This window comes from Candidatus Effluviviaceae Genus V sp. (assembly GCA_014728125.1).
Taxonomy (GTDB): Bacteria; Joyebacterota; Joyebacteria; order Joyebacterales; family Joyebacteraceae; genus WJMD01.
The window spans coordinates 1-18863 of record WJMD01000087.1; the positions used below are offsets into that span (position 1 = coordinate 1).

At 66.7% G+C, this 18863-nt stretch carries 17 protein-coding genes; 8 read left to right on the forward strand and 9 right to left on the reverse strand.

Annotated features, from left to right (window positions below):
- From GF405_04910 to tkt, 8 genes are all read right to left on the reverse strand, one after another.
- On the reverse strand, positions 1–1152 hold a 1152-nt coding region (locus tag GF405_04910), incomplete at its 3' end, for an FprA family A-type flavoprotein (GenBank protein ID MBD3367499.1).
- A complete protein-coding gene (locus GF405_04915; protein ID MBD3367500.1) occupies positions 1152–1664 on the reverse strand; it encodes a ferritin in 513 nt (170 codons plus the stop codon). The genes GF405_04915 and GF405_04910, both read right to left, overlap by 1 nt.
- Before the next feature lie 53 nt (positions 1665–1717).
- A complete protein-coding gene (locus GF405_04920) occupies positions 1718–2563 on the reverse strand; it encodes a TIGR02757 family protein (GenBank protein MBD3367501.1) in 846 nt (281 codons plus the stop codon).
- The gene (locus GF405_04925) at positions 2532–3086 is read right to left on the reverse strand and encodes a hypothetical protein (protein MBD3367502.1); all 555 of its coding nucleotides are present in this window, start codon (positions 3084–3086) and stop codon (positions 2532–2534) included. The genes GF405_04920 and GF405_04925 overlap by 32 nt, the downstream gene beginning before the upstream one ends.
- Positions 3056–3433: a desulfoferrodoxin gene (locus GF405_04930; protein ID MBD3367503.1), complete on the reverse strand. Its 378-nt coding sequence runs from the start codon at positions 3431–3433 to the stop codon at positions 3056–3058. Before GF405_04930 ends, GF405_04925 begins: the two co-directional genes overlap by 31 nt.
- An 80-nt stretch (positions 3434–3513) precedes the next feature.
- Positions 3514–4086, reverse strand: a complete 573-nt coding sequence (locus GF405_04935; protein MBD3367504.1) for a rubrerythrin family protein — start codon at positions 4084–4086, stop codon at positions 3514–3516.
- Complete coding sequence (locus GF405_04940) at positions 4061–4498, reverse strand: helix-turn-helix domain-containing protein (protein ID MBD3367505.1); 438 nt, start codon at positions 4496–4498, stop codon at positions 4061–4063. The genes GF405_04935 and GF405_04940 overlap by 26 nt, the downstream gene beginning before the upstream one ends.
- A 183-nt stretch (positions 4499–4681) precedes the next feature.
- Positions 4682–6688, reverse strand: coding sequence for a transketolase (gene tkt, locus GF405_04945; protein MBD3367506.1), 2007 nt, complete (start codon positions 6686–6688; stop codon positions 4682–4684).
- Positions 6689–6944: 256 nt separating this feature from the next.
- On the opposite strand from tkt, the gene GF405_04950 reads away from it, so the two are divergent.
- The 8 genes from GF405_04950 (at position 6945) to hcp (ending at position 13984) form a co-directional block, all read left to right on the forward strand.
- The gene (locus GF405_04950; protein ID MBD3367507.1) at positions 6945–7211 is read left to right on the forward strand and encodes a CopG family transcriptional regulator; all 267 of its coding nucleotides are present in this window, start codon (positions 6945–6947) and stop codon (positions 7209–7211) included.
- A complete protein-coding gene (locus GF405_04955) occupies positions 7187–8263 on the forward strand; it encodes an ABC transporter substrate-binding protein (protein MBD3367508.1) in 1077 nt (358 codons plus the stop codon). Before GF405_04950 ends, GF405_04955 begins: the two co-directional genes overlap by 25 nt.
- Entirely contained in the window at positions 8260–9084 is an 825-nt protein-coding gene (locus GF405_04960; protein MBD3367509.1) for an ATP-binding cassette domain-containing protein, read from the forward strand. The genes GF405_04955 and GF405_04960 overlap by 4 nt, the downstream gene beginning before the upstream one ends.
- Entirely contained in the window at positions 9069–9965 is an 897-nt protein-coding gene (locus GF405_04965) for an iron chelate uptake ABC transporter family permease subunit (GenBank protein ID MBD3367510.1), read from the forward strand. The genes GF405_04960 and GF405_04965 overlap by 16 nt, the downstream gene beginning before the upstream one ends.
- Positions 9962–10597, forward strand: a complete 636-nt coding sequence (locus GF405_04970; GenBank protein ID MBD3367511.1) for a YigZ family protein — start codon at positions 9962–9964, stop codon at positions 10595–10597. Before GF405_04965 ends, GF405_04970 begins: the two co-directional genes overlap by 4 nt.
- A gap of 247 nt (positions 10598–10844) precedes the next feature.
- Positions 10845–11594: a hypothetical protein gene (locus GF405_04975; GenBank protein ID MBD3367512.1), complete on the forward strand. Its 750-nt coding sequence runs from the start codon at positions 10845–10847 to the stop codon at positions 11592–11594.
- 311 nt (positions 11595–11905) lie between these two features.
- Complete coding sequence (locus GF405_04980; protein MBD3367513.1) at positions 11906–12313, forward strand: Rrf2 family transcriptional regulator; 408 nt, start codon at positions 11906–11908, stop codon at positions 12311–12313.
- A gap of 15 nt (positions 12314–12328) precedes the next feature.
- The gene (gene hcp / locus GF405_04985; GenBank protein MBD3367514.1) at positions 12329–13984 is read left to right on the forward strand and encodes a hydroxylamine reductase; all 1656 of its coding nucleotides are present in this window, start codon (positions 12329–12331) and stop codon (positions 13982–13984) included.
- A 142-nt stretch (positions 13985–14126) separates the two neighbouring features.
- Here hcp and GF405_04990 read toward each other — a convergent pair whose 3' ends face one another.
- Positions 14127–18596 carry a T9SS type A sorting domain-containing protein gene (locus GF405_04990; protein ID MBD3367515.1) on the reverse strand — a complete coding sequence of 1490 codons (4470 nt, stop codon included), beginning with the start codon at positions 18594–18596 and terminating at the stop codon, positions 14127–14129.
- Between the last annotated feature and the right edge of the window lie 267 nt (positions 18597–18863).

An 18863-nucleotide genomic window follows, 5' to 3' on the forward strand; every position in this document is an offset into this window, starting at 1 on the left:
CCTCACGAGGTCCTCGTCCGTCGGCACGTGCTGCACGGCCAGAGGCTCCGAGATGAGCTCGACGCCCATCTCCTCGAGGATCGCGTTCACGTGCTTCACGCCCTCACCGCTCCATCCGAACGAGCCGAACGCCGCGCCTATAAGATTCTTCGGTCTCAGTCCGCGGATGTACGTGAGAGCGTCGGCCATCGTCGGGAACATCTGGTTGTTCATCGTCGAGACGCCTGCCAGAAGAGCGCCGGCCTCGAGGCTCTCCGTCGCGACCTCGCTCCGGTCGCTCGACTCGAGCGGAAGCAGCTTCGCGCTCCCGCCGCCCGCGGCGATGCCGTCCGCCAGCGCGCGGGCCATCTTCGCCGTGCTCTTCCACATGGTGTCGTACATGACGACGGCCCTGCGGGTCGGCCGCTGCTCGCACCAGCGCTCGTAGAGGGAGAACACGTCACCGAAGTGCTCGCGCCAGACCGGCCCGTGGTCCGGGGCCACGATGTCGGGTTCGATGCCGGCCTCCTTCACCTTCTTCAGAAGCGCAGCGATCTGCGGAGCGAACGGCATCAGGATGTTCGCGAAGTACTTCTCCGTCTCGTATTTCAACGTCGGCCAGTCGAGCTCGTCGTCGAAGCGCTCCGTCGAGGCCAGGTGCATGCCGAAGCCGTCCTGTGAGAACAGGAGCTTCCTGTCCTTCAGATACGAGAACATGCTGTCGGGCCAGTGGACCATCCGCGTCTCGAGGAACTGGAGTTCCATGCTTCCGAGATCGGCCGTGCCGCCGTTCTCGACCGCCTCGACCTCGACCGCCCCGTGAAAGTGCCCGGCGAGCGCCTTCTCCCCCATCTTCGACGCGTAGATGACGTCGGGCCGGATGAGCTCGACGGTCGACGGAAGAAGCCCTGAGTGGTCCATCTCGGAGTGGTTCGAGACAATGATCTCGATCTTCTTGGGATCGACGACCGAGCGAAGGCGAGAGAGGAACTCATCCCGGAACGGGGCCTTCACCGTGTCGATCAGCGTGGGCCGCTCGGCCATGACCACGTACGCATTGTACGTCGTGCCGCGGCCGGTCGAATACCCGTGGAACTCCCGGATCGCCCAGTCGATGGCGCCGACCCAGTAGACGTCCTTCGCGATGGGTATCGCCTCGAACGGGTGCTTCACTACTCCTCCTCAGCGGGCGGCGTGAAGACGCGGGAGCCGAGCTCCTTGTCCAGCATGTAGATTCCGTTGCCCTTGTCGCCGACCCTCTTGACCTTCGACAGAATGCTCTCGGCGGTCGCCTCTTCCTCGACCTGCTCCGCGACGAACCACTGCAGGAAGTTGTCGGTCGCGTGGTCGGACTCGGCCCGCGCAAGGTCGACCAGTTTGTTGATGAGCGACGTGACAAGCTGCTCGTGCTTCAGCGTCTGCTCGAAGACGTCCTGGGGCGACTTCCAGTCCGTGTCGGGACCGTCGATCGGCTTGAGTCGCACGCGGCCGCCGCGCTCGTTGACGAAGTCGTAGATCTTGAGCGCGTGGGCCTGCTCCTCCTGGAACTGGATGCGCATCCAGTTCGCGAACCCGTCGAGCCCTTCGTCGTCGAAGTAGCTGGCCATCGAAAGATACAGATACGCAGAGTACATCTCCGCGTTGAGCTGCTCGTTCAATGCCTTCTCGACCTTCTTCTTGAGCATTGCTCTCTCCCTTCGCGGGGCCGCCGGGCCCCTCTTCCGTTCCTCTCAGCTTGTCATCCCCGTGCTGTGCAGGCCGGTGCGAGCATCGCGTCCATCTCGACGTCCGGGTGGATGCCCGACCGGGTCAGGGCGAAGTCGTACCGCACGGGATCCTCCGGGCAGATCCGCCGGAAGGCCTCCGTTATCTCGAGCGCCGTCCGAACGTCCGTCGACCGCCGACGCGTCAGACCGAACGCGAGTGCGATGCGGTGCATGTGCGTGTCGAGCGGCACGACGAGCTTCGCGGGTGATACTCCGTCGAACCCTCCGGGGTCCACGTCGTCCCTGCGGACCATCCATCGCAAGAACAGGTGGAGCCGCTTGCAGGCGCTTCTTCGCGACGGAAGCGGCAGAAGCCGACCGCACGCGCCGCGTCCGGCCACCCGCTCCATCTCGTCCACGAGAGCCTCGAGCCCGGGGACGACCGTCTCGTCGCTCTGGCTCACGAGCCCGGCCAGCCGGGCGCCGAGCGTCCCGTACTCGCGCCTCACGGCGGCGGCGCCGTGAAGCGTCGCGGCCATGTCGCAGCCGGTCGTGAAGCGATGCCTGAAGCCCTCGAAAGTCCCCTCGAGCCTGCCGCGGTCGGCCTGGTCCAGAAAGCTGCCGGGCCGCGGTCCGAGCCGCGCCAGTGCGTCACGGGCGCTTCCCAGGATCTGGCGCACGCGCCCGAGCGAGAGGAGCGCCGCGACCAGTGCAGCGACCTCCCTGTCCCCGACGTCGTCGTACCGGTAGATGAGCTCTACCGGATCGGGATGCGTGTACTCGCGTGTGTTGTACCGCTCGTAGATGCGGTCGAGGGTCTCCCGATCGAACGCCGGACCCTGGACATCATCCCTCGAGCGTGAACTCTCTGACGTCAAACCAGTACCCCGTCGACGAGACGCGGTCGAGCTGCGCCCTGACGATCGCCAGATGCCCTTCCTCGATATCGAGAAAACGCCTGAAGAGCGGCCGCGCCTCTTCGGGAAGCTCGCTCACCATGCGCCGGTAGAACTCGGTGGTCTCCGACTCGGCCGCGTAGGCCTTCCGGAGGAAGCCGCGCTCCGCGCCGCTCGCCTTGCCGTCGAGCGTCGCCTGGAGTCTGACGCCGGCCGCCTCGATGCGTTCCTTCGACGGGACGGCCGTCCCCAGGCCCTCGGCCGCAACGCGGCCGGACTCGCGAAACTCCTTGAGCTTCTTCTCGAGGAACTTGACGTGCCGCTCCTCCTCGTCGGCCATGAGCGAGAAGAGGGTCTTCCCGCCGGGCTTCTCAGCCTTCTCCACGGCCTCCCGATAGAGGTCGCGCACGCCGTTCTCGTACTGGATCGCCGTCTTTATGGCTTCTTCTACTGTCACATTGTCCTTCTTTCGGACTACGCCTTCCAGAGACCGTGGACGCTGCAGTACTCGCGCACGGCCTCGAGCTCTTCATCGCCGAGGCAGAAGGTCGCCTGCGGCGCCTGGCCGGGCTCGAGGAACTCGCGATACGCGTTGCCGCCGGAGATTACCTCGATCCACTCGATGTAGTGGTTCTCCTCCATCGGGTGCGGGACGTCGCCGACCTTGACCAGCGTCCCGTGGTCCGACTTCTCCGTCACCGGAACGTGCTTCTCCTTGCCCTCGTCGACCGTCTTCTCCTCCAGCAGGATCATCGGCTCCTCGCAGCAGACGAGCTTGCCGACGCCGCCGTGGAGAACCTCGACGATGTTCCCGCACTTCTCGCACTTGTAGATCTCGAGCCTGGCTGCCATGCGTCAACTCCCTCTCATTCTCGGCCTTCGGGCCCGCCGGGGCCGACGAGCGACCCCGGCGGCCGAACAGCTCATGTGGACTACCAGTTCTCTCCCAGAAGCTCGAAGTGGTCTACCGGATGGGCACACGCCGGGCACTCCTCCGGCGGCTCCGTTCCCTCGTGAAGGTAGCCGCAGTTCCTGCAGCGCCATACGACCTTCCCGTCCCGCTTGAACACCGTACCGTTCTCGATGTTCCGCGCCAGACCCAGGTAGCGCTTCTCGTGCTGCTTCTCGGCGACCGCGATCGCCTCGAAGGTCTCCGCGATCTCCTCGAAGCCCTCCTCCCGCGCGATCTTGGCGAACGACGGGTACATCTCGCTCCACTCGTGGTGCTCGCCGCCCGCTGCGGCCTTGAGGTTCTCGAGCGTGGTCCCTATCGTTCCGGCAGGGAACGACGCCGCCACCTCCGCCTCGCCGCCCTCGAGGAACTTGAAGAGCCGCTTGGCGTGCTCGCGCTCCTGGTCGGCCGTCTCCTGGAAGATGGCCGACATCTGGACATAGCCGTCCTTCCTCGCCTGCGAGGCGAAGTACGTATACCGGTTCCGTGCCTGCGACTCGCCGGCGAACGCCGTCAGGATGTTCTTCTCAGTTCTCGTGCCTGTCAGAGCCATCGATCAGTCCTCCGTTCTGGTTCTCCCCGGCGCACCGGGGACAAAGCCCGGTGAAGCAGAGATGGAACCCGTCGATCGCGAAGCCGTCGGCATCCTCGACCGCGTCCTCGAGCGGCCGCAACGCATCGAGCACGACATCGCCCACCCGGCCGCACCGAACGCATCGCACGTGGTAGTGGCCGTCCAGGTCTCCGTCGTAGCGGCGCTGCTCGCCGGCCTCACCGATCACGCGTATGAGCCCGTGCTTCGAAAGCACATCGAGGTTCCGGTAGACCGTCCCGAGACTGATCCTGGGAAGGTCTCTCCTGACCCGCTCGTAGAGCTCATCCGCTGTCGGGTGCTCCTTCGAGGCCCGGAGCTCCTCGAGGATCACCCGTCTGCTGGGCGTCATCTTGAGCTCGTGATGGGCCATCCGCCTCACCTCCCGAGAATAGGAATCATTATCATTCCTATCCTAGCAGACGGGGCGCCGATGTCAAACGAGAACCTCGTTCACGCCCGGTCGGATGTGATGCGGACGGTCGCCTGCCGGCAGGTTCGTTGCGCGGCATCCGCCGGGAAGCGTGAGCATTGGGCAGACAGGGCAGCGGGCGGGCTACCTCCCAAGCAGCCGTCCGGCGGCCTCGACCACGGCCTCCGGCGTCAGGCCGAACTCCCGGTAGACCGTCTCGTACGGCGCGCTCTCGCCGAACCGGTCGACGCCGATCGACACCCCGTCCCGCCCCACGAAGCGCTCCCAGCCCGTCGTCACCCCCGCCTCGATCGACACGCGGGCGGACACATTGGCCGGAAGCACCGACTCCCTGTACCCGGCGGGCTGAGCGTCGTAGATCTCCCACGACGGCATCGACACGACGCGCGCCGCCACGCCGTCGGCGGCCAGCGCGCGGCCCGCCGCCCGCGCGATCTCGACTTCGGAGCCGGTCGCGATCAGGATGACCTCGGGCGAGTCCGAGCTCTGCCAGTGAACATAAGCTCCGCGCGATGCTCCCGTCGCCGGTGCCACCTCGGACCGGTCGGGCACCGAGAGCTTCTGGCGCGTCAGGACCAGCGCTGTGGGGCCGTCGGTCCGGGAGAGCGCAAGCCTCCACGCCTCGGCGGTCTCGTCGGCGTCGGCAGGACGGACGACCGTGAGGCCCGGGATGAGCCGGAGGCTCATCACGTGTTCGACCGACTGGTGCGTCGGGCCGTCCTCTCCCAATCCGATGCTGTCGTGCGTGAACACATAGACGACGCGCAGTCCCATCATGGCGGCCAGCCGGATGGGGGGACGCATGTAGTCGGAGAACGTGAGGAACGTCCCCGTGTACGGGACGACGCCGCCGTGAGCGGCGAGGCCGGAGGCGATGGCGCCCATCGCGTGCTCCCTGACACCGAACCGGAGATTCCGTCCCTCCGGGTGCCCGGCGGAGAAGTCCTCCTCGTCATCGAGGAGCGTCTTGTTGCTCGGGGCGAGGTCCGCCGACCCGCCCATGAGTTCGGGCACGCTCTTCGCGATCGCGTTCAGCGCGCGACCTGAGGCCGACCGCGTCGCCATCGGACCCTTCTCATCAGCGAAGAGCCCGTCGAGGTGGTCGTCCCACCCCTCCGGCAGCTCTCCCGCAAGCCGCCGCGAGAGCTCGTTCGAGGCCTCGGGATGCTCGCCGGCGTACGCCTTCAGGCGTGAGGTCCAGGAGCGCTCCAGGTTGGCGCCGCGCGCGACCGCCTGCCGCATGTGCTTCTCCACGTCCTCGGGCACCAGAAACGCCGGCTCCTCGGGCCACTCGAGGTTCCTCTTCGTCTCGAGGGCCGCCTCGGTCCCGAGAGGGGAGCCGTGCACGCCGGCCGTGTCCGCCTTGGGGCTGCCGTAGCCGATCGTCGTCCTGACGATGATGAGCGAGGGCCTCTTCTTCTCTTCGCGGGCCGCCTCGACCGCCCGGTCGATGGCGTCGAGGTCGAGGCCGTCGACCGGCTCCGACACGTGCCACCCGTATGCGCGGTACCGCGAGGCCACGTCCTCGCGAAAGGCGAGCTCCGTCCCTCCCTCGATGGAGATCTCGTTGTCGTCGTAGAGGCAGACGAGCTTCCCGAGCCCGAGCGTGCCCGCAAGACTCGACGCCTCGGACGAGACGCCCTCCATGAGGTCCCCGTCCGAGCAGATGACGTACGTATGGTGATCGACGACCTCGTGGCCCGGGCGGTTGTACCGCGCGGCGAGGTGCTTCTCGGCGATCGCCATTCCGACAGCGTTCGAGATGCCCTGCCCGAGCGGACCGGTCGTCACCTCGACGCCGGGCGTCACGCCGCGCTCGGGATGTCCGGGCGTCCGGCTTCCCCACTGCCTGAACGACCTGATATCGTCCAGGGACAGGTCGTATCCGGTCAGGTGCAGCAGAGAGTAGATGAGCATCGAGGCGTGGCCGGCCGAGAGCACGAACCGGTCGCGGTCATGCCACCGCGGGTTGCGGGGGTTGTGCTTGAGATAGCGATCCCAGAGCACGTACGCGGCCGGAGCGAGCCCCATTGGTGCGCCCGGGTGTCCGGATGCGGCCTTTTCAACGGCGTCGACCGACAGGAAACGTATGGTGTTGATCGCCTTCGCATCGAGCTCGGGTCGGGTCATCGTGAGCGTCCCCCACTTGGCTTCATCGCATGCACACCGGTCCAGTGCCGCCGGCGCTTCTTCGAAAGCGTCAGGACCCCTCAGTCTCACGCCTGACAGGCCCGCTGTCAATCACAACCCCCTTTCGCAGGGGCCGACGCACGCGCCCGGCGGAGGACCAGCGCTTGACGTGGGTTGTAGTACCTTGTAATACTCGCTGCACCACTGGCTGGAGATCATCACCGGGCCGCTCAGAGGAGAACGGAGCTCACGCATCATGAAGTCAGGGAAGACAGAGGTCATATCGTTCAAAGCCGACTCATCGCTGCTCGAGGCGCTCCGGGGCGTCCGGAACCGCTCGGATTTCATCCGACAGGCGGTTCTGGCGGCGCTTCGCAACACATGTCCGCTGTGCGGCGGCACCGGCGTGCTCTCCCCGCGCCAGATGCGGCACCTCGCCGACTTCCTGGCGGAGCACTCGCTTGAGGAGTGCGAGACGTGTCATGAGCGCCGTCTCGTCTGTCTGAGAGGAGAGGAAGCGTGAGCATCGGAAACGGCCTTCTCAGGACACTTGTCACCCTGGCGGCCGCGCTTCTCACACCGTTGGTCTGCTGCGCCTCGGCCGCGACGAGCGCGTTCGTCACGATTCCGCCACAGGCTTACTTCGTGGAACATGTCGGCGGCGACCACGTCCATGTCGACGTACTGGTCGGGCCGGGCCAGTCGCCGCACGCGTTCGAGCCGACGCCGAAGCAGATGGCGCGACTCGTCGAGTCCGACGTCTACTTCACCATTGGTCTGCCCTTCGAGAGGGAACTCGTCCGCCGGATCAGGGACATTGCTCCGGAGCTGATCGTCGTCGCGACCGACTACCCCGTCCCCAAGCGGCCCATGGACGAAGCACACAGAGACCGCGACGAGGCACATGATGCTGCGGGAGGTGAACATGGCGAAGCGCATGACGGTGCCGCCGGGCATCACGGCGAAGCGCATGATGGCGTCGCCGGGCATCACGGCGAAGCGCATGATGGCGCCGCCGGGCATCACGGCGAAGCGGATGACGGCGCCGGCGGCGACCATCACGAGGACACCGCCGGTCTCAAGGACCCGCACGTCTGGCTGGATCCCGACCTCGTGAAGATCCAGGCGGACGTCATCGCCCGGACGCTCAAGCGGCTCGACCCCGGCAACGCAGAGACCTACGACGCGAACCTCGAGCGCTTCAGCGCCGAGCTCGATTCGCTCGATGAGGCGATCTCCGACGCCCTCGCTCCGCTCGAGGGAAGCCGTCTCTACGTGTTCCACCCGTCGTTCGGCTACTTCGCCGAGGCGTACGGTCTCGTCCAGGTTCCCGTAGAGACCGCCGGAAGGGAGCCCGGGGGCCGGCAGCTGGCGGAGCTGATCGAGAAGGCGAGAACGGACGGCGCGCGCGTCATCTTCGTCCAGCCGCAGTTCTCGACCGACGCGGCCGAGGCCGTGGCCGACGCGATCGACGGGGCTGTCGTGCCGATCGACCCTCTGGCGAGAGACTACGCGTCGAACCTGCGGCGCGTCGCCCGGGAAATCCGGGACGGTCTCGAGGGAGGCGGTCGATGACGCGCGGTTCCGGCATCGAAGCCGGGTCCGAGCCCGGCGGCAGGCGGCCGAGAGAGGACGTCCCGGCCGTTCGTATGCGCGGCGTCTCGTTCGCCTACAACCACTTCGATGTCCTCCGTGACGTCGACCTCATGCTTCCCCCTCGCTCGTTCGCCAGCATCATCGGTCCGAACGGCGGCGGCAAGACAACGCTTCTCAGACTGATGCTGGGGCTCATCAGACCGGACGGCGGCACGGTCGAGGTGCTGGGACTCCAGCCGACCGAGGCGCGGCCCCGTGTCGGTTACACGCCGCAGCATTCGCAGGCGGACCCGTCGTTTCCCGTCCGCGTCATCGACGTGGTCCTGACGGGACGACTGAGCGGCGGCCGGCTCGCGGGCGGCTACACGGGGGACGACTACGACGCGGCGCACGACGCGCTCTCCACCGTCGAGCTCTGCGACCTGGCCGAGCGTCCCTTCTCGGAGCTCTCGGGCGGACAGCGGCAGCGCACGCTCATCGCGCGGGCCCTGGCCTCCCGACCGGAGGTCCTGCTGCTCGACGAGCCGACGGCCAACCTCGACGTCCACATGGAGGAGGAACTCCACCGCGTTCTCCACAAGCTGCACGGCACCATGGCCATCGCGCTGGTCACCCACGACATCGGCTTCGTGTCGCACCTCGCGGACACGGTCGTCTGTGTGAAGGGAACCGTCGCCGTCCACCCGACGAGCGAGGTGACCGGCGAGCTCATCCAGAGCATGTACGAGAGCCCGATCAGGGTCGTCCGCCACGACCGGCACGAACCACAGGACCGGGAGGGTCCGTGTCCGAGTTCCTGACGGCCGTCGCCGACCATGCGTTCCTCCGGAACGCCCTGCTGACGGGAGTGCTCGCCGGCGTCGCCTGCGGAGTCGTGGGAAGCTACGTCGTCGTCAGGCGGATCTCCTACATGGCCGGCGGCATAGCCCACTGTGTGCTCGGAGGTATCGGAGCAGCCGTCTATCTCCAACGGGCCCACGGCATGGAGTGGGCCGATCCACTCTACGGTGCGCTCGCCGCGGCGCTCCTCGCGGCCCTCATCATCGGTACCGTCAGCCTCCGCGCGCGTGAGCGTGTCGACACAGTCATCGGCGCGCTCTGGGCCATCGGTATGGCGACCGGCGTCATCTTCCTCTGGCGCACGCCCGGCTACGCCGAGGACATCATGAGCTACCTCTTCGGCAACATTCTGATGGTCACCTCAAGGGACCTCTGGCTCATCGCAGCGCTCGACGCGGTCGTCGTCGTCACGGGCCTTCTCTTCTATCACCAGTTCCTGAGCATCTCGTTCGACGAGGAGTTCGCCGAGACCCGGGGCGTTCCGGTCGAGCTCTACTTCCTGCTGCTCCTCATGCTGACGGCCGTCACGGTCGTGCTCCTCGTCACCGTGGTCGGGATCGTCCTTGTCATCGCGCTGCTGACGATACCGGCCGCCGTCGCCGGCCACTTCACGTCCAGACTCAGTCACATGATGGCGCTCTCGACCGTCCTGTCGATCGCGTTCACGACCTCGGGACTCGCCGTGAGCTATGGTCCCGACCTCCCGGCGGGAGCGACGATCATCCTGATCGCCGGCGGCGTCTACCTGCTCGTCGCGCTCGGCAGACGCTTCAGACCGGCCCGCGGGGCGCGGCGGCGGGCGGGGCGGAGAGCGACGGGCGGCGGGGAGTCCAGGCGATGACGCGGCCTACCCGCTACATGATCCCCGCCGCGGTTCACCGCGTCGAGGAGACGATCCGACGCAGCCGGTTCATCACGACCGTGGGTCCCGCCAGCACGGACGAGACCGCCCGGGACTTCATCGCAGAGATCGCCAGGGAGTTCCGCGACGCGACGCACAACTGCTGGGCGTACTGCCTGGGTCCGCCGGGCGACACGTCGAGGATCGGAATGAGCGACGCGGGCGAGCCGCACGGCACGGCGGGACGCCCGATACTGACCGTTCTCGAGACGAGCGACGTCGGCGACATCGCGGCGGTCGTGACCCGATACTACGGAGGAGTGAAGCTCGGGAAGGGCGGACTGGTGCGCGCGTACGGCGGGGGCGTTCGGGCAGCGCTCGAGTCGCTCCGGCTGGTCGAACTCGTGCCGCGCGCAACACTCACGGTGACACTCGACTACGCCTCGGCCGAGGCCGTCAGGCGCGCCCTCCCCGACCACGAGGCGGAGGTCGTCGATGAAAAGTACGGAACGGAGGTCGTCCTGATCGTGAGACTCCCTCTCGAGATGCGGACGGGTTTCGAGCGTACTGTCGCGGGCATGAGCAACGGGCGCGCGGTGATCCGTGAACTCCCGCCCGACGTGGCCGGTTGACGCTTCCCGCCTTCAGTGCCGCAAGGGGGAGCGACTCGCAGACGATGCACTCTGTCACGATGGGCGTTTCCGATGAAACCAACCAGTGCTCTCGCGTGTCACAGGGTTGAGCGCGCGGCGAAGGGCCCCAGCTCACTCTTCGATCGACGCGTGAGCAACCCGGGCGGCCTCCCCGGCCGCCCGCACACCGAGAACACGGCGCACGACGGCTGCGCGGCCTGTCAGGCGCGACGACTGGGAGGTCTCCATGACGAGACGGTACATCGCACTCCTGGCAGGCGCGCTCTGCGCGATGCCGCTCACGGCCGGCTGCATGGGCAGCGGTCCACCTCTGGTGGTCGGCGAGCTCGTGACCCGGACGGAGGCCGTTCCGCGAACGGGTGTCACCATGCTCGACGTGACCGTGGAGCTCGGCATCGGCGAGATCGCCATCGGGGGCGGCGCCGAAGCCGCGCTCGATGCCGAGTTCAGGTACAACGTCGCCGAGTGGAAGCCTGTCTTCGAGAAGACTGAGCGCGGAGACGTCACGTCGGTCACCATCAGCCAGCCGGACACGGAGTCGGGGAACATCGGCTCCGATGTCGAGTACAGCTGGAAGATCGATCTCCCGGACGACATCCCGTGCCGACTCGAGCTCGACGTCGGTGTCGGCGAGTCTGTCATCGATCTCGCCGGTGTCGACATCGACGAACTTTCCATCGACGCGGGGGTCGGCTCGGTCGACCTCTCGCTCCGCGGGGTCAGCTCGGACGACCTCACTGTTGCCATCGACGGCGGCGTCGGTGAGATCCACGTACACGTGCCCGAAGAGCAGGGCGTTCGCGTCAAGGGCGACACCGGCATCGGCGAGTTCCGCGCCGCCGGTCTCCGCACGTCGGGCTCGTACCTGGTGAACGACGCCTACGAGCGGAACGGCAAGGGCATCGAGATCACGATCAACGCCGGAATCGGCGAGATCGTGGTCGACACGAAGGAGCAGGGCAAGGCACGCGCCTGAGGGACCACGGCGGTCCGACGGCGCAGCGAAACGATTGCGTATCCTGCTTCCTTACTTCGCGCTTCCCTCCCCAGCGCAAGCCCCCCGGGTTCCTGTCACGGTCCCGGGGGGTCCCCTTTTCGCGGCTCCCCGCATCTCACTTCACGCGCGCGCAGACAGCACCACGTCCATTCGATGCGGCACGCCCGGCGCCTCCGGACGACACCATCTCCGAAACCACTTGACAGGTCGACGCATAAACCGTATTGTAGTACCATAATAAGATTGTTCGGACTCGCACCTGCCGCCACCCACCGAAGGAGCGATAGAACGTGGCGAATCTGATCAACATCTCAGAGGCCGCCTCGCTGGCACTGCATGCTGCGGCCGTCCTGGCCGCCTGCGGCGAGACAACGATGACGACCGCGGAGATCGCACGGGAGCTGAGGGTCTCCGAGGCGCACCTCGCGAAGGTCCTGCAGCGTCTCTCCAAAGCGAAGCTCGTCAAGGGCACGAGGGGCCCGGGCGGAGGGTTCCGCCTGGCCATACGTCCTGAGAAGACCACGCTCCGTCGCATCTACGAGGCCATCGAGGGTCCCATCAGCACGGAACGTTGCCTCTTCGGACGCCCGGTGTGCGGCCGTAGAGGTTGCCCGCTCGGAAGCGCCCTCAGGGACGCGAGCGACACCATCGTGTCCGGGCTCGAGAACACGACACTCGATCAGATCTCGATCGGCTGAAAGGAAGGGAAACGCATGTATTGCCATCAGTGTGAACAGACCGCGAAGGGTATCGCCTGCACTGTGCGCGGCGTCTGCGGAAAGGACGACGACACGGCGACCCTGCAGGACCTCCTGATCTACGCGACAAAGGGCGTCTCGATGTACGCCAACCGCGCCCGCGCCCTCGGAGCGAGCGATCACGACGTGGACGTCTTCGTCGTGCAGGCGCTCTTCACAACGATCACGAACGTCAACTTCGACCCCGCACGAATCGAGAGCGTGATCCGCCGCGCGGCCGACATGAAGGACCGCGCCGGAGAGCTCTACAGGAAGGCGGCCGTTGATAAGGGGCAGACCCCGGACGAGCCCGGCGGACCTGCGGCATGGAAGCCGGCGAAGGACATGGCGGGGCTCCTCGAGCAGGGCCGCTCCGTCACCATCGAGATGTGGGCCGACCGGTACGGAGAGGACAACGCAAGCCTGCGCGAGGTCGTGCTGTACGGCCTCAAGGGAGCGGCGGCCTACACGGACCACGCCCAGATCCTCGGGCGCGAGGACGAGAAGCACTACGCCAGCTTCCACGAGGTCCTGGACGCCCTGACCAGGGACGAGCTCTCGAACGACGAGCTTCTCGCAATGGCGCTCAGGACGGGCGAGATCAACCTGCGGGCGATGGAACTTCTCGACGAGGCCAACACGGGAGCGTACGGTCATCCGGCCCCCACCGAGGTGCGCGTTACCCCGGTCAAGGGGAAGGCCATCGTGGTGTCGGGGCACGATCTCAAGGACCTGAAAGCGCTCCTTGAGCAGACAGAGGGCACGGGGATCAACGTCTACACGCACGGCGAGATGCTCCCGGCACACGGCTACCCCGAGCTCAACAAGCACGAGCATCTGGTCGGGAACTATGGTGGGGCCTGGCAGGACCAGTACAAGGAGTTCGACGCCTTCCCGGGCGCCATCCTCATGACGACCAACTGCATCCAGCGCCCCGCCGACACCTACAAGCGCAGGATCTTCACCACCGGGCTCGTCGCCTGGCCGGGCGTCGAGCACGTCGAGGGACCGGACTTCCAGCCGGTCATCGATGCGGCGCTCGCCGCGCCTGGGTTCCAGGAGGACGGCGAGGAGCAGCACATCACGGTCGGGTTCGGCCACAATGCGGTGCTGAACGTCGCCGGAGACGTCGTCGACGCCGTGAAGGCCGGGAAGATCAAGCACTTCTTCCTCGTCGGCGGCTGCGACGGCGCGAAGTCAGGAAGGAACTACTACACCGAACTCGCCGAGAAGATCCCGGAGGATTCGGTCATCCTGACCCTCGCGTGCGGCAAGTACCGGTTCAACAAGAAGGACCTCGGGCAGATCGGCGGGCTGCCGCGCCTGATGGACGTCGGGCAGTGCAACGACAGCTATTCGGCCGTCAAGATCGCCCTCGCCCTGTCCGAGGCATTCGGCGTCGAGGTCAACGACCTGCCGCTCTCGCTCGTGCTCTCATGGTATGAGCAGAAGGCGGTGGCGATCCTCCTGACGCTTCTGCACCTCGGCATCAAGAACATCCGTCTGGGCCCGACGCTTCCCGCGTGCGTCACTCCGAACGTACTGAAGCTCCTGGTCGACGCCTACGGGATCAAGCCCATCGGAACGGTCGAGGAGGACCTCAAGGAGATGGTCGGCGCGCCTGCGAACTAGACACATCGGACTCACCGCCCGGCACACGCGGCGGGCGAACGTCGAAGACCGCTGCCCGCGAGTCGGACGTCGCCCGTCGTACGAAGGCCCCGCCGCGCTCGCGCGGCGGGGCCTCTCTGAGCCGTGATGCTGCGTTCGGTTCCTACTTCAGGAGCACCATCTTCCTGCGCTCCTCGAAACCCGGCATGCCGATACGGTAGAAGTAGACTCCCGAGGCAACGGGGCGGCCGCCCGCGTCCCGACCACTCCAGACGGCGTTGTGACGTCCGCCGGGAACCTCATCATCGACCAGCGTCGTCACGACGCGACCGCTCACGTCGTGGACCGTCAGAAGCACCCGACCGCCGGGCGACGGCACGTCGAACCGGATCGTCGTCACCGGGTTGAACGGATTGGGATAGTTGTCACGAAGCGCCGGCCTGAGCGGCACACCGTCATCCACACCGGTGCCGCACTCCGTCATCGACAGCGTATGCGTCTCGTCGGTCCACGGCGACCAGTCGACGCCGCCTGAGAACCAGGTCGAGTCGGGACAGTCGTCGCTCCACCAGTTGAGCTCGGCGCTGATCATCGCCGTGCCGGTGTTGAAGACGTGGAAGTACGCACTGTCCAGGAAGTCGTTCGCCGACTCGAGGCTTCCGCCGACGATCGGGCCGACGCTGCCGCTGTTCATGATGTTGGCCGCACTCTGACCGTAGAACGTGTTCGAGATGAGCCTCGGGCTCGCGGTGTCCTGCGTCTCGATTCCGTAGGTGTTCTCTGCAAATGTCGTGCGCACGACATCCGGTGTCGCGCCCGACCGGAAACGCCCGCCGCTCGATGCTCCCCGCACGATGCAGTCAGAGAGGGTCGGATTGCAGCCGACTATATCGATGCCCGCGCTCGCCGTCCCCAGCCCATCGATGGAGAAGCCCTGGATCCGTGTCGAGTCGCCGACGCCCGTTACCATGATGGCCGATCCGGTGTTGGCCAGGATCTCCGTGTTCGAAGGACCCGACATGGCGAGCAGGAGCAGGTCCTTCGAGAGCACGAGATTCCCGTCGTACGTCCCCTCGAACACGAGGACGGTCCCGCCGCTCTCCGCCGTGTCAATGCCCTCCTGGATATCGTCGTAGGGATAGCCGAAGCTCCCGTTCTGATAGCCGTTGTTCGAGGCGTCCACGTAGACGGCCTGCCCCGGGACGGGAATCCCCATCACCGTGTCACTCATGCCGCTCTCGTAGCCGGTCATGTCACGGGCCGTGATCGTATAGAAGTAGGGCGTGAGCCCCGACGCCGTGTCGTCGGTCATCGTCGTACTGAACGACTTCGCCAGCGAATCGGCCGCCGAGAACTCGGGCACTGTGTCGCGGTAGATCACGTAGAACGAGATATCGGGCTCAGGATTCTCGTCCCAGGAGAGCGTGACGACGCCGTCGCCGCTCTCGGCGGCGATGCCCTCCGGCGTCGTAGGCGGCGACTGCAGCGGAACCGCCGAGGCCGTCTCCGACGAACCGCTCGACAGCCCGTACCAGTCGACCGTCGTCACCCGGTAGTAGTAGGTCGGACCCGGACCGAGCGGGGCGTCGACGTACGAGGTGTCGGTCACCGTCTCGCTGACGGTCGCCGCACCGAAGGCCGGCGTCGTGTCGCGCTCGACGATGTAGTGATCGACGTCGGGCGAAGCCGATGCGGGCCACGCGACGCGGACCGCAGCCTCCTGGGGTGTCGCTGTCAGCGACGCCGGCGCCGCCGGCGCCGTCTGCTGTGCGGATGCCGTCGCTGTTCCGCTGGCCGGGCTCTGAACATCGCCATCGCACACGGCCGTCACCCTGTAGGAGTAGTCCCTGTCGTCCACGATCGGGAAATCAACGAAGACCGTGTCGGTCGTCACGAACGGCTCGGTTCCCGATCCAAAGAGCGTGGTCGTGTCCCGCTCCACGAGGTAGTGCAGCAGGTGGTCGGACGACACCTCGTTCCAACCGACCTCGATGCCGGCCTCGATCGGGACGGTCGCGATGTTCGCCGGCGCGCCGGGGGGCACGATCTCCTCCAGTGTCACGGTCTGGTTGACGGCGACGTCCCAGTAGCGGTTCACGACGCCGTTCGGCCAGACGACGACGAGAGAGTCTGCGTCCGGTTCCGAGCCCAGGCCGAACTCGACGGCCGGGGAGTCCTGTGAGAGGAACGAGGACGCCGAGACGACGTCCCGCATCTGACTGCCGGTGCCGGTGACCACGCGCACCCGGGCACCCACGCCGTCGCGGTTCGACTCGTCGCCGACCGTCCGGACGTAGAGACGCTGTCTGAGCGGTGGAACGTCGTTCCGCAGGAGGACGTTCGCGCCGCCCTCGTTCGACACGTAGCAGTCCAGGTCGCCGTCGTTGTCGTAATCGCCCCACGCCGCCCCTCGGCCGCTGCCTCCGTCATCGTTGGGGGCCTCGGTCACATCGGCGAAACCGGCCGCGCCGTCGTTCCGGAAGAGCGCGTTGGAGCCGTCGTTCACGACGTACAGATCGAGGTCGCCGTCCAGGTCGTAGTCGAGCCAGGCGGCGCTGCGTCCGGCGGCGAAGCTCGTGAGCGGCGCCCCGGTGACGTCCGAGAAGCTCCCTCCGTCGTTCTCCAGAAGTTTGTTGGCCCCTCCGTTCGAGACGTAGAGGTCCATGTCGCCGTCGTTGTCGTAATCGCCCCACGCCGCACCGTACCCCTGCCCCGCGTCACCGAGAGGACCGGCGGTCACGTCCGTGAAGGCACCGGATCCGTCGTTTCGCAGGAGCTCGTTGGCCCCGTCGTTGACCAGATAGACATCCAGGTCACCGTCGTTGTCGTAGTCGCCCCACGCAGTCCCGTTCGTCACGGCCGCCGAAGCAAGCGGGCCCGACGTGACATCGACGAAGCTCCCACCGTCGTTCCGAAAGAGACGATTCGCCGTGCCCGAGTTCGTCAGATAGAGATCGAGGTCGCCGTCAGCGTCGGCATCGAACCAGGAGGCCCCGGTGCCGCTTCCGGAATCGTCGAGGGGCGATGACGTGACGTCCGTGAAGAGGCCGCCGTCGTTTCGGACGAGGACGTTCGCCTCGCCGTCCTTCACAAGGTAGACGTCCGGGTCACCGTCGTTGTCGAAGTCACCCCACGCCGCCCCCGTGCCTGCCCCGCCGTCGGCGATGACGCCGGTCGCGACGTCCGTGAAGCTGCCGCCTCCGTTGTTCTCGAGCAGAAGATTGGCGCCGCCGCTCTTCACGACGTAGAGGTCGAGGTCGACGTCATTGTCGTAGTCGACCCAGGCGACGCCCTGACAGTCACCCGTGTCGCCGAGCGGCGTGCCGTTCGTCGCGTCGGCCCAGCCGGGCGGCGGCGGGATGATGCGTCGGATGACGAACTCGTCCATCGGGTCGTCCGAGATGTAGAGGTCGTCGAGCGTGTACCAGGCGTTGTGCGAGTCGGCCCAGCCGTAGTTCATGTGATACTGAAGCTGGGTACCCGTGTCCCGCCAGCCGTCGCAGACGATGGCGTGACCGGTGATCCGGTACTCCATCGGACGCCCGAGATTGACCTCCTCCTGAATGATGGAGAACCAGGAGGTCTGGGAATGCGCGTAGCGGTTCTCCCGGTCGATGGCGTCCGAGTAGCCGAAGTAGGTCGGGAAGACTGTCTGCGCGTACGAGGTGTAGGCGCCTGAGCCGCACCGGCCGTAGTCCATGTTGAAGGCGACGCCGACCTCGTAGTTGAGCTCCGCGAGGGCGTCCTTCTCTGCCTGCGAGCTGCCGCCTCCCGCCGAGTTCGGCATGTTCGCCCAGTCGTACGTGTCCGTGTAGTCGGCGACGAGCGTCTGCCCGCTGGTCGAGCCTCCGCAGGAGTCGTCGCCTCCCCAGTAGTAGCTGTGCGTGCCGAACCCCGTCTCCGGCGCCCCGTGGTACCGGAGGATCTGCGCCGCGGCCGTTGCCACGCAGCCGACCACCGTGCGCCCGCCGTCGCCCATCGGGCAGAAGTTGTTGTACGGACTGCCCTGGTGCCAGACCGTCGTCAGGAGCGGGCCGGCCTCCGCGAACCGCGTCGGACGCGTCGATGCCAGCTCGTCAGCGAAGACCGCCTCCGGGACCGCGAGACGGTCCCACTCGCGACGGTGTGACGGCCCGAAGAGCACCGGTCCACGCACGGGCTGCTCAGCGTCAAGCTCGCCGTAGGCGGCCGCGAACCGTCTGAAACGGTCGGTCAGGACCTCCCGGATGAGCTTGGCCGGGCCGTCCGGCTCGTCGAGATCGAACGAGTAGTTCTCCGAGTACATCTTCACCGGGGGCATCTCCTTCAGCCCCGGGACGACAACATAGCCGGAGGGCTCGACGTGCCAGTACCACCCGAGGAGGGTATCGCCGGTGACGATCTCCCGCGGCGCGCCGACGACCGCGGCGTCAGACGAGGCCCACCCGCCGGTGCGGGCGCTCACCTCGGTCACCCAGTTGGCGGCGACCAGTGAAGCCTCTGTTTCGGTGGCGAGCTTCGCCTGCGCACCGAGCGATGCCGCAACGATGATCGTGAGGACGAAAAGCCAGATTGGTCTCCGCATCGCGGAACTCCCCCGTCGGAAGATGTCCGTGTTCCTGTCGTTGTAACCAGAAGCCCTTTCAGGGCCCATATGTTATGACGCCGGCCCGAGCGGCCGGATTCCCTCCACTTGACAGTCTACCATAACTGAGCGGCCGCTTCAAGGTGTACGGGCCGCGTGGAGGCCGCCACGGATGCCGGAACCAGCGGGACCTGACGCAAAGACGCACGAGACCGCGCGCATGCGCGATCCCGTGCGGGTCAGCCGCTTGCCGGACCCTCGTCCGGTGCGGGAGTTTTGATCAGTGGGTCATCGCCCTCCCGGGGCGTGAAACCGTCCCGGCACTAGTACGTGAAC